We start from the raw sequence: 12,086 nt of genomic DNA, 5'->3' as shown, positions 1-12,086 counted from the left end.
GAAAGGACCCCCAAGCATACCCTAAAAGGGGCAATTGGTATAACCATTGTTAAAAATATACAAAAAATTAACAATTAATTATCAATAAAAAGACATCTAAAAAACGAAAAATCAAACTTTCCAATGCTGAATCGTTTAATGAAAAATAGCGTTTTGGAATTGGCTCCAATAATTTCCAAATCCTATCCCGCACAAAACAACAAATATTTTTTTAGCGGCTGTTGGCTATTTCACCGTTATAATTTCGGTTAGTGATTACAACGGGAAATAACCTTTCACTTTTTCTTCAGGTCATCTGCGTTTTACGCAATGCCATAAAATCGAGCAGACCGCCCGTCAGGATCCCGGCGATGGCCAGCAGGGCTCCGGCGTCCAGCAGAAGGGTTTCGAGGGGGAGCGCCAGAGACGTACTGGCGTTAACGATAAGTACCACAAGCCAGAGTGCCAGCGCGGCGCAGCCCGCCATGAGCAGACGTAACGCAAAACGGTAAGCGCGGTGATATTCAGTGCGCGGCATAAAGTGTTCGGTCCGCTGGGTATATTCCAGCGTCTGGCGACACACCAGCAATAATAAAATCCCCGGCACGGCAGCCGCGACCGAGAAAAGATAAAACGTTGGCCAGCCGTGGGCTTCCACAAACCAGCCGGCAATTGGACCCACGTACACGCGGCCAACGGCCGAGAGCGCCGAGAGCAGCGCAAACTGCGTGGCGGAAAATGATTTATTGCACAGGGTCATCAGCAGGGCGACAAATGCCGCCGTCCCCATGCCGCCACAGAGGTTTTCGAAGAACACCGCGGCTGCCATGCTGAACATATGCTTGTCGGTCACCGACAGCAGCCAGTATCCCGCGTTAGATGCGCCCTGAAGAATGCCGAAGATAAGCAGCGCGCGGAACAGCGTCAGGCGCTGCATCAACACGCCGCCGTAAAGCGCGCCGACGATGGTCGCAAACAGCCCCAGCGTTTTATTCACTACACCCACTTCACCGGCATCAAAACCGACGCCGCGGATAAGGAAGGTGGTGGTCAGGCTCATGGCAAAAGCATCGCCCAGCTTATAAAGGACGATGAGCAGCAGGATCAGCCAGGCATTGTTGCGGCCAAAAAAGTCGCGCAGCGGTTCGGCCACGGCCTGCTCCAGCGAGCGGGGAACCGGAATGACGTCGCTCGGTTCGGGAGCAAACAGGGTTGCGATAATGCAGGGGATAAGCAGGGCGGCCATCAGCCAGTACATGCCCTGCCAGCCGAGGTATCGGTCGGCCAGCCACAGCGCCAGCCCGCCGGAGACTAGCATCCCGAGGCGATAGCCCAGCACGCTGATGGCTGCACCGGCCCCGCGCTCTTCGGCGGGTAAGACGTCAGTCTTCCAGGCGTCGAACACAATATCCTGGGAGGCGGAACAGAAGGCTATCACCACCGCAAGCGCGGCCATCCAGCGGAGCTGTGTGGTCGGCTCAAGAAAGCCCATCCCCGCAATCGCCAGCAGCAGCAGAACCTGGGTCATCACTAACCAGCCGCGACGACGTCCCAGGAACGGCGGCGTATAGCGATCCATCACCGGCGACCACAGAAACTTAAAGACATAAGCCTGACCGACCAGCGAGAAGAAACCAATGGTTTTGAGATCGATGTTCTCAACCGTCATCCACGCCTGAAGGGTGCCGGAAGTGAGCGCGAGGGGTAAACCGGAGGCAAAGCCGAGGATCAGCAGAATCGCTGATTTCGGTTGCTGGAAAATGCGTAAGTAGTGACTGGACATGGTCTTATGAACTGACCCGGTGAAGCACCGGGCCAGCGAGCAGGATTAACGTGCGTTCTGCTTGATAAAGTCGTGAATGCTGGTGTCCTGCGCCATATCGGCGATGGTGTCAGTCAGCACGCTGTTAACGGCGTTAGCAATGTTCTGGTTAGATGCCTGGAACGCGCCTTCAACGGAGTAGCTGGCGCGGTAGTTTTTGGTCATCTTGTTGCCGTTCTTCGCGGTGGCAATGATGGCGATATCCGCTTTGGTTGCGATGTTGTAGCGCACGTTGCCCTGAGAGACGTCTGCGTAAAGGTTGTTGACGATGATCTGCAGATCAACCGCGCCGCTTGGGCCAATCATGTAGCCGCGAGCGGTCATTTGCTTCTCAAGCACTTCCTGCAGCAGGAAGCGCAGGTCGCGGGACGCGGTCAGCGTTACCTGCTGGTTATCGCGGGTCACTTTTGCCAGCGCCTGGTCCTGACGCTGATCCGCACCGTTAATGCTCACGGTGACGCCCATCAGGCTTGGGTCCTGCTGAGGCAGGGTGATTTTTGGTGAGACATCAATAGTGGTAGGCGGAGTAGCACAGCCTGCCAGCATAAAAAGGGCTACCAACGGAAAGAAGAGTTTTTTTAACATTTTCAGGTTCTCAACGAATCGTAAGCATAAAGAGAGAGAAATTGCCGCCATCATAACATCGACAACGGTCAGGGGAAGTGGTCAACGCATGTAAATTCATCGTCTTGTCTGAAAACTGACCAGCTCACCCTTTTTCTCCTCCCGCGAGTGACGAAAGGTATGAGTCTCACAGTGAACTTCATGCATTTGAATGAGAAAATCAGACGAAAGCTAAATATTTGTTGTCAAGGTGTAATGGAAACGGTAAAAGCGGCTAACATTTAAAGGGATGGGTGACATCTTAGCGTTGTCGGAGGAGTAATTTCATGATGATACGTGAACAGATAGAAGAAAAATTAAGGGCAGCGTTTAACCCTGTGTTCCTCGAAGTCGTCGACGAAAGCTATCGTCATAACGTGCCGGCAGGTTCTGAAAGCCACTTTAAAGTGGTTCTGGTTAGCGATCGCTTCACGGGAGAACGTTTCCTGAACCGACATCGCCTGATCTACAGCACCTTGACGGAAGAACTCTCCACAACCGTGCATGCGCTGGCACTGCATACCTACACCATTAAGGAATGGGAAGGCCTGCAGGATACGGTTTTCGCGTCGCCGCCTTGTCGCGGTGCAGGCACCATCGCCTGATAAATCGGATTTGCAACGGCTGGAGCTTTTCCAGTATGTTGCTTACAGATTTCCTCAAAACGGCCTCCGGGCCGTTTTGTTTTGTCTGAGTTTTGAGCGGATGGTGCGATTTTAAGGCTAAAAATAGCCTTAAAGTGTGAAAAAAGCCGCAGCAACATGCTCCAACCGTTCTCGACTCACCTAAGTGATGCCGCTATAATGCCGCGTCTTATTGAATGTCTTCGGGATGATTCTGGCGACAGGGAATGTGAATCTGCACTAAGAGAGCATCCCGGTATAACAGACAGATTCAGAGTTGACCGAGCACTGTGATTTTTTTGAGGTAACAAGATGCAAGTTTCAGTTGAAACCACTCAAGGCCTTGGCCGCCGTGTAACGATTACTATCGCTGCTGACAGCATCGAAACTGCTGTGAAAAGCGAGCTGGTCAACGTAGCAAAAAAAGTACGTATTGACGGCTTCCGTAAGGGCAAAGTACCAATGAATGTTGTTGCTCAGCGTTATGGCGCTTCCGTGCGTCAGGATGTGCTGGGTGAACTGATGAGCCGCAACTTTATTGACGCGATCATCAAAGAAAAAATCAATCCAGCTGGCGCACCAAACTACGTGCCAGGCGAATACAAACTGGGCGAAGACTTCACCTACTCCGTAGAGTTCGAAGTGTACCCGGAAGTTGAGCTGAAAGGTCTGGAATCTATCGAAGTTGAAAAACCGATTGTTTCCGTGACTGACGAAGACGTTGACGGCATGCTGGACACCCTGCGTAAGCAGCAGGCGAACTGGAAAGAGAAAGAAGGCGCTGTTGACGCGGAAGACCGCGTAACCATCGACTTCACCGGTTCTGTAGACGGCGAAGAGTTCGAAGGCGGTAAAGCGTCTGACTTCGTACTGGCAATGGGCCAGGGCCGTATGATCCCAGGCTTCGAAGACGGTATCAAAGGCCACAAGGCTGGCGAAGAGTTCACCATCGACGTGACCTTCCCGGAAGAATACCACGCTGAAAACCTGAAAGGTAAAGCAGCGAAGTTCGTCATCAACCTGAAGAAAGTTGAAGAGCGCGAACTGCCAGAACTGACTGAAGAGTTCATCAAGCGTTTCGGCGTTGAAGATGGTTCTGTTGCCGGCCTGCGTACCGAAGTGCGTAAAAACATGGAGCGCGAGCTGAACGGTGCTGTGCGTAACCGTGTGAAATCTCAGGCGATTGAAGGTCTGGTGAAAGCGAACGAAATCGACGTTCCTGCTGCCCTGATCGACAGCGAAATCGACGTGCTGCGCCGTCAGGCTGCACAGCGTTTCGGTGGCAACCAGCAGCAAGCGATGGAACTGCCGCGCGAGCTGTTTGAAGAGCAAGCGAAACGCCGCGTTGTTGTTGGCCTGCTGCTGGGCGAAGTGATTCGTACCCACGAGCTGAAAGCTGACGAAGAGCGTGTGAAGGGCCTGATCGAAGAGATGGCGTCTGCATACGAAGATCCATCAGAAGTGATCGAGTTCTACGGTAAGAACAAAGAGCTGATGGACAACATGCGCAACGTCGCACTGGAAGAGCAGGCTGTTGAAGCGGTACTGGCGAAAGCGAAAGTGACCGAAAAAGCGACCTCTTTCAACGAACTGATGAACCAGCAGGCGTAATTTCGCCCTAACGGTTTAAAGTTTGAACAAAAAACCCGTTGCCCTCCGGCGACGGGTTTTTTTTATCGCGGCATGGGTCCTGGAAGGGTGCTAAAACCCCCTTTCAGTGTTAGCGTTACAACAAAAGGTTGTTATGCTTGAAATAGGGCGTGGCGAACCCCATAAGTATGTAATCACGATGATTGAGACTGGCTGATAATCCGTCCATAAGGTTACAATCAGTACAGCAGGTGTTTTCAATTTTGAACCAGGAGACGGAAATGTCATACAGTGGCGAACGAGATAACTTTGCACCCCATATGGCGCTGGTGCCAATGGTTATTGAACAGACCTCACGTGGTGAGCGTTCTTTCGATATCTATTCCCGTCTGCTCAAGGAACGCGTTATCTTTCTGACCGGCCAGGTAGAAGACCATATGGCTAACCTGATCGTGGCGCAGATGCTGTTCCTGGAAGCGGAAAACCCGGAAAAAGACATTTACCTGTACATCAACTCGCCTGGCGGTGTGATTACGGCGGGCATGTCCATTTATGACACCATGCAGTTCATCAAGCCAGATGTCAGCACTATCTGTATGGGTCAGGCTGCATCCATGGGAGCCTTCCTGTTAACCGCAGGGGCTAAAGGTAAGCGTTTCTGCCTGCCTAACTCCCGCGTGATGATTCACCAGCCGCTGGGTGGTTACCAGGGGCAGGCGACGGATATCGAAATCCACGCCCGCGAAATTCTGAAAGTAAAAGCGCGCATGAATGAACTTATGGCGCAGCATACAGGTCAATCTCTTGAGCAGATCGAGCGCGATACCGAGCGCGATCGCTTCCTCTCTGCTCCAGAGGCAGTTGAGTACGGCTTAGTCGACTCCGTATTGACCCATCGTAATTGATGCCCGCGACGCGAGTGTGCCGCTATACTAAGGTAGGGCGGCACGCTGCTTAAAGCACACGCGTCTTAGAATGGCATTTGCGTCGTCATGTGCGGCACAAAGAACTTAAAAAGAGGTTTGGACTCATGACAGATAAACGCAAAGATGGTTCGGGCAAACTGCTGTACTGCTCTTTTTGCGGCAAAAGCCAGCATGAAGTGCGTAAACTGATTGCCGGGCCGTCCGTGTATATCTGCGACGAATGCGTCGATTTATGTAACGACATCATTCGCGAAGAGATTAAAGAAGTTGCGCCGCACCGTGAGCGTAGCGCATTGCCAACGCCGCATGAGATTCGTCATCACCTTGACGACTATGTCATCGGCCAGGAGCAGGCCAAGAAAGTGTTGGCTGTAGCGGTGTATAACCACTACAAACGTCTGCGTAACGGCGACACCAGCAATGGCGTAGAACTGGGCAAAAGTAACATCCTGCTGATCGGGCCAACCGGCTCCGGTAAAACGCTGCTGGCTGAAACCCTGGCGCGCCTGCTGGATGTTCCGTTTACCATGGCGGATGCCACCACCCTGACCGAAGCCGGTTATGTGGGTGAAGACGTTGAGAACATCATTCAGAAGCTGCTGCAGAAGTGCGATTACGACGTTCAGAAAGCACAGCGCGGGATTGTTTATATTGATGAGATCGACAAGATCTCCCGTAAATCAGACAACCCGTCCATCACTCGTGACGTGTCGGGTGAAGGCGTGCAGCAGGCTCTGCTGAAGCTGATTGAAGGTACGGTTGCGGCCGTTCCGCCGCAGGGTGGACGCAAACATCCGCAGCAGGAGTTCCTGCAGGTTGATACCTCCAAGATCCTGTTCATCTGCGGCGGCGCGTTTGCTGGTCTGGATAAAGTCATTTCCCACCGTGTTGAAACCGGCTCCGGCATTGGTTTTGGCGCAACGGTGAAGGCGAAGTCCGAGAAAGCCAACGAAGGCGAACTGCTGTCGCAGGTTGAGCCTGAAGATCTGATCAAATTTGGTCTGATCCCTGAATTCATTGGCCGTCTGCCGGTTGTGGCAACGCTGAATGAGCTGAGTGAAGAGGCGCTGATCCAGATCCTGAAAGAGCCAAAAAACGCGCTCACCAAGCAGTATCAGGCGCTGTTCAATCTTGAAGGCGTCGATCTGGAATTCCGTGACGAAGCGCTGGATGCGATTGCCAAGAAAGCGATGATCCGTAAAACCGGCGCGCGTGGCCTGCGCTCTATCGTTGAAGCGGCATTGCTCGATACCATGTACGATCTGCCGTCGATGGAAGATGTCGAAAAAGTGGTTATCGACGAGTCCGTGATCGGCGGCCAATCCAAGCCGCTGCTGATTTACGGTAAACCGGAAGCCCAGCAGGCATCTGGCGAATAATTCACCAAATCATACAAGCAGTTAATCAAAAAGGGGGGATTTTATCTCCCCTTTACTTTTTCCGTATTCATAGCGTTGAATGTGTGGGAAACATCCCCATATACTGGATACATGTTAATGGTTATGTGAAGCACTGTGACATGACCAGCTTACCTGGCGGACACTAAACTAAGAGAGAGCTCTATGAATCCTGAGCGTTCTGAACGCATTGAAATCCCCGTATTGCCGTTGCGCGATGTGGTGGTTTATCCGCACATGGTCATACCCTTATTTGTAGGGCGGGAAAAATCTATCCGTTGCCTCGAAGCCGCCATGGATCATGATAAAAAAATCATGCTGGTGGCCCAGAAAGAAGCATCAACGGATGAGCCGGGTGTAAACGATCTTTTCACCGTCGGGACCGTGGCCTCTATTTTGCAGATGCTGAAGCTGCCTGACGGCACCGTGAAGGTGCTGGTGGAAGGGCTGCAGCGTGCGCGTATTACCACCCTGTCTGACAATGGCGAACACTTCTCTGCCAAGGCAGAGTACCTTGATTCGCCTCAGCTTGATGAACGCGAGCAGGAAGTGCTCGTGCGCACCGCAATTAGCCAGTTTGAAGGCTATATCAAGCTGAACAAGAAAATTCCACCAGAAGTGCTGACGTCGCTGAACAGCATCGACGATCCTGCGCGTCTGGCGGACACCATCGCTGCACATATGCCGCTGAAGCTGGCTGACAAACAGTCCGTGCTGGAAATGTCCGACGTCAACGAACGTCTGGAATACCTGATGGCGATGATGGAGTCTGAAATCGATCTGCTGCAGGTTGAGAAGCGCATTCGTAACCGCGTGAAAAAGCAGATGGAGAAATCCCAGCGTGAGTACTATCTGAATGAGCAAATGAAGGCCATTCAGAAAGAGCTGGGCGAGATGGACGATGCGCCGGACGAAAACGAAGCGCTGAAGCGTAAGATCGACGCGGCGAAGATGCCGAAAGAGGCGAAAGAGAAAGCCGAAGCAGAACTGCAGAAGCTGAAAATGATGTCTCCAATGTCGGCTGAAGCCACCGTCGTGCGCGGCTACATTGAGTGGATGGTGCAGGTTCCGTGGAACGCCCGCAGCAAGGTCAAGAAAGACCTGCGTCAGGCCCAGGAAATCCTCGATACCGACCACTACGGCCTGGAACGCGTCAAAGACCGCATTCTTGAGTACCTCGCGGTACAAAGCCGTGTAAACAAAATTAAAGGCCCAATTCTGTGCCTGGTAGGACCGCCGGGGGTGGGTAAAACCTCTCTGGGTCAGTCCATCGCCAAAGCGACCGGACGTAAATATATCCGTATGGCGCTGGGCGGCGTGCGTGATGAAGCGGAAATCCGCGGTCACCGTCGCACCTACATCGGTTCTATGCCGGGTAAACTGATCCAGAAAATGGCGAAAGTGGGCGTTAAAAACCCGCTGTTCCTGCTTGATGAGATCGACAAAATGTCGTCGGACATGCGCGGCGACCCTGCGTCTGCTCTGCTGGAAGTGCTTGATCCAGAACAGAACGTGGCGTTCAGCGATCACTATCTGGAAGTGGACTACGATCTGAGTGACGTGATGTTCGTGGCGACCTCCAACTCCATGAACATTCCGGCACCGCTGCTGGACCGTATGGAAGTGATCCGCCTCTCCGGCTATACCGAAGACGAAAAGCTGAACATTGCTAAACAGCACCTGCTGCCGAAGCAGATTGAGCGTAACGCGCTGAAAGCCAACGAGCTGACCGTCGAGGACAGCGCGATTATCGGCATCATCCGCTACTACACCCGTGAAGCGGGCGTGCGTAGCCTTGAGCGCGAAATCTCTAAACTGTGCCGTAAGGCGGTGAAACAGCTGCTGCTGGATAAAAGCCTGAAGCACATCGTGATTAATGGCGATAATCTGCATGCCTACCTGGGCGTTCAGCGCTTCGACTACGGTCGCGCGGACAACGAAAACCGCGTGGGCCAGGTCACCGGTCTGGCATGGACGGAAGTGGGCGGCGATCTGCTGACCATCGAAACCGCCTGTGTACCGGGTAAAGGCAAGCTGACCTACACCGGCTCGCTGGGTGAAGTGATGCAGGAGTCTATTCAGGCTGCGCTGACCGTGGTGCGCGCGCGCGCGGAAAAACTGGGTATCAACCCGGATTTCTATGAAAAACGCGACATTCACGTTCACGTTCCGGAAGGGGCGACGCCGAAAGATGGCCCGAGCGCGGGTATTGCCATGTGTACAGCGCTGGTCTCCTGTCTGACGGGCAACCCGGTACGTGCCGATGTGGCAATGACCGGTGAAATCACCCTGCGCGGTCAGGTCCTGCCAATCGGCGGGTTAAAAGAAAAACTGCTGGCGGCACACCGCGGTGGGATCAAAACCGTATTGATTCCTTACGAAAACAAACGCGATCTGGAAGAGATTCCGGACAACGTGATTGCCGATCTGCAGATCCATCCTGTTAAGCGAATTGAGGAAGTACTTACTCTCGCATTGCAGAATGAACCGTCCGGAATGCAGGTTGTAACCGCAAAATAGTGACCTCGCGCAAAGAGCGTCAATAAAAACAAGGCTGGTAAGTCATTTCGCACTTGCCAGCCTTTTTTTGTATAGCTAATTTAGATTGCTGATTAGGTCAGCCATCAACAACGGGTGTTGTAAGGTCATGGCAGGCCTGATATAACTGCTGCGCGGTCGCGTTGTGAAGGACTCAGGCGCGATATAAATTATAAAGAGAGGAAGAGAACAGTGAATAAATCTCAACTGATTGACAAAATTGCTGCTGGTGCTGATATTTCTAAAGCTGCAGCTGGACGTGCGTTAGATGCATTAATTGCTTCTGTTACTGAATCTCTGCAGGCTGGGGACGACGTTGCACTGGTAGGCTTCGGTACTTTTGCTGTTAAAGAGCGTGCTGCCCGTACTGGCCGCAACCCTCAGACCGGTAAAGAGATCACCATTGCTGCTGCTAAAGTGCCGGGTTTCCGTGCAGGTAAAGCGCTGAAAGACGCAGTAAACTGATTGCTTTCCCGTTTCAGGGAAGCCGGATAGTACAAGGGCGCATCGTTTGATGTGCCTTTTTTGTTTGTCCAGACCTGATTTGTGCGAGTTTATGCGAGTTGTGGGCTGACAATCGCCCCGTTTTCTTGTCACAATACGCCTTTACGCGCGACGGGCAGGATTTTCCGTCAGCGTCAGGTAACCAGTCACCTACAGCGGAGTGTTGTTACACCATGATGGACAGCTTACGCACGGCTGCTAACAGTCTCGTGCTCAAGATTATTTTCGGTATCATTATCGTGTCGTTCATATTGACCGGCGTGAGCAGTTACCTTATTGGCGGTGGCGCGAACTATGCCGCAAAAGTGAATGGCCAGGAAATCAGCCGCGGTCAGTTCGAGAATGCTTTTGCCGGTGAGCGTAACCGTATGCAGCAACAGCTGGGCGACCAATTCTCTGAACTGGCGGCGAACGAAGGGTACATGAAAACCCTGCGCCAACAGACACTGAACCGTCTTATCGACGAAGCGCTGCTGGATCAGTATGCCAAAAAGCTGGGCCTTGGCATCAGCGACGAGCAGGTGAAAAAAGCGATCTTCGCTACTCAGGCATTCCAGTCTAACGGTAAATTCGACAACGCGCGTTACAACAGCATCGTTAACCAGATGGGCATGACGGCGGATCAGTACGCTCAGGCGCTGCGTAACCAGCTGACAACCCAGCAGCTCATCAACGCTGTCGTGGGTACCGATTTCATGCTGAAAGGTGAAACCGACGAACTGGCCGCGCTGGTGGCACAGCAGCGCGTGGTTCGTGAAGCAACCATTGATGTGAACGCCCTGGCGGCGAAACAGCAGGTTAGCGACGCAGACGTTAATGCTTACTACGAGCAGAATAAAAACGCCTTTATTTCTCCAGAACAGTTCCGCGTGAGCTACATCAAGCTGGATGCAGCCGCGCTGCAGGAAAGCGCGTCTGATGCGGAGATCCAGTCTTACTACGATCAGCATCAGGATCAGTTCACTCAGCCGCAGCGTAACCGCTACAGCGTGATTCAGACCAAAACTGAAGCAGATGCTAAGGCGGTACTGGATGAGCTGAACAAGGGCGCTGATTTCGCCACCGTCGCGAAAGCGAAATCCACCGACATTATCTCTGCGAAAAACGGCGGTGATATGGGCTGGCTGGAAAACGCAACCACGCCGGACGAGCTGAAAAATGCCGGCCTGAAAGAGAAAGGCGAGCTGTCTGGTGTGATTAAATCATCCGTTGGTTTCCTGGTCGTGCGTCTGGACGACATCACCGCGGCGAAAACCAAGCCGCTGGCTGAGGTTCGTGATGATATCGCTGCGAAAGTGAAACAGGAAAAAGCCCTGGATGCCTACTACGCGCTGCAGCAGAAAGTGAGCGATGCTGCCAGCAACGACAACGAATCTCTGGCAGGTGCAGAGCAGGCGGCGGGTGTGAAAGCGGTTGAGACCGGCTGGTTTGGTCGCGACAACCTGCCGGAAGAGCTGAACTTCAAACCGGTTTCTGATGCCATCTTTAACGGTGGTCTGGTGGGCGAGAACGGCACGCCGGGCAGCAACTCTGACATCATTACCGTTGACGGCGATCGCGCCTTTGTTCTGCGCGTCAGCGAGCACAAGCCAGAGGCGGTCAAACCGCTGGCGGAAGTGAAGGATCAGGTCGTCGCTCAGGTTAAGCACAACAAAGCAGAACAGCAGGCTAAACTGGATGCAGAGAAGATTCTGGCCGATCTGAAAGCGGGTAAACAGGATGCGCTGAAAGCGGCTGGCCTGAGCTTCGGTGAGGCGAAAACGCTGAGCCGCACCGGTCAGGACCCAATCAGCCAGGCCGCGTTTGGTCTGACGCTGCCGGCAAAAGACAAGCCAAGCTTCGGCACCACCACCGATATGCAGGGTAACGTTGTTCTGCTGGCGCTGGACGAAGTGAAAGCCGGCACTCTGCCAGAAGCGCAGAAGAAGGCGATGGTTCAGGGCATTACTCAGAACAATGCTCAGATTGCCTTCGAAGCCATGATGAGCAACCTGCGTAAAGAAGCCAAAATCAAGCTGGGTGATGTGATGACTCAGCAGCAGTAATTACGTGTCTGCTCGCAGATTTTCGTAACGCTCTGCAAAAACTAAAGGCCGCCTTCGCG

9 protein-coding genes are annotated in these 12,086 nt (G+C 52.9%); 7 read left to right on the top strand and 2 right to left on the bottom strand.

All coding sequences use genetic code 11. The features are described from left to right. Positions 1 to 286 precede the first annotated feature (286 nt). Both ampG and UTO39_RS13200 read right to left on the bottom strand, forming a co-directional pair. Entirely contained in the window at positions 287 to 1,762 is a 1,476-nt protein-coding gene (gene ampG / locus UTO39_RS13205; RefSeq protein ID WP_320727352.1) for a muropeptide MFS transporter AmpG, read from the bottom strand. Positions 1,763 to 1,807: 45 nt separating this feature from the next. Beyond that, a complete protein-coding gene (locus UTO39_RS13200) occupies positions 1,808 to 2,386 on the bottom strand; it encodes a lipoprotein (protein ID WP_023310568.1) in 579 nt (192 codons plus the stop codon). Between the two features lie 305 nt (positions 2,387 to 2,691). Between UTO39_RS13200 and bolA the strand changes: the two genes are divergently transcribed. The 7 genes from bolA to ppiD all read left to right on the top strand — a co-directional run bounded on the left by bolA (position 2,692) and on the right by ppiD (position 12,027). After that, complete coding sequence (gene bolA, locus UTO39_RS13195) at positions 2,692 to 3,009, top strand: transcriptional regulator BolA (RefSeq protein ID WP_003859051.1); 318 nt, start codon at positions 2,692 to 2,694, stop codon at positions 3,007 to 3,009. 330 nt (positions 3,010 to 3,339) lie between these two features. After that, positions 3,340 to 4,638, top strand: a complete 1,299-nt coding sequence (gene tig, locus UTO39_RS13190; protein ID WP_008503318.1) for a trigger factor — start codon at positions 3,340 to 3,342, stop codon at positions 4,636 to 4,638. A gap of 260 nt (positions 4,639 to 4,898) precedes the next feature. Beyond that, on the top strand, positions 4,899 to 5,522 hold the full coding sequence (clpP, locus tag UTO39_RS13185) for an ATP-dependent Clp endopeptidase proteolytic subunit ClpP (RefSeq protein WP_014069126.1): 624 nt from the start codon (positions 4,899 to 4,901) through the stop codon (positions 5,520 to 5,522). 125 nt (positions 5,523 to 5,647) lie between these two features. Further along, positions 5,648 to 6,922 (top strand): ATP-dependent protease ATP-binding subunit ClpX, encoded by a 1,275-nt coding sequence (clpX, locus tag UTO39_RS13180; RefSeq protein WP_061099041.1) that lies wholly within the window; start codon positions 5,648 to 5,650, stop codon positions 6,920 to 6,922. Between the two features lie 183 nt (positions 6,923 to 7,105). Next, positions 7,106 to 9,460, top strand: coding sequence for an endopeptidase La (gene lon, locus UTO39_RS13175; protein WP_061099040.1), 2,355 nt, complete (start codon positions 7,106 to 7,108; stop codon positions 9,458 to 9,460). Between the two features lie 210 nt (positions 9,461 to 9,670). After that, a complete protein-coding gene (hupB, locus tag UTO39_RS13170) occupies positions 9,671 to 9,943 on the top strand; it encodes a nucleoid-associated protein HU-beta (protein WP_002444653.1) in 273 nt (90 codons plus the stop codon). 212 nt (positions 9,944 to 10,155) lie between these two features. Further along, a complete protein-coding gene (gene ppiD, locus UTO39_RS13165) occupies positions 10,156 to 12,027 on the top strand; it encodes a peptidylprolyl isomerase (protein WP_320727351.1) in 1,872 nt (623 codons plus the stop codon). Positions 12,028 to 12,086: the final 59 nt, after the last annotated feature.

The sequence above is a fragment of the Enterobacter sp. 118C5 genome, from assembly GCF_034107645.1.
GTDB lineage: Bacteria > Pseudomonadota > Gammaproteobacteria > Enterobacterales > Enterobacteriaceae > Enterobacter > Enterobacter nematophilus.
The sequence above is the reverse complement of the archived record's forward strand: the minus strand, read 5'-3'. Positions and strand labels throughout refer to the sequence as shown.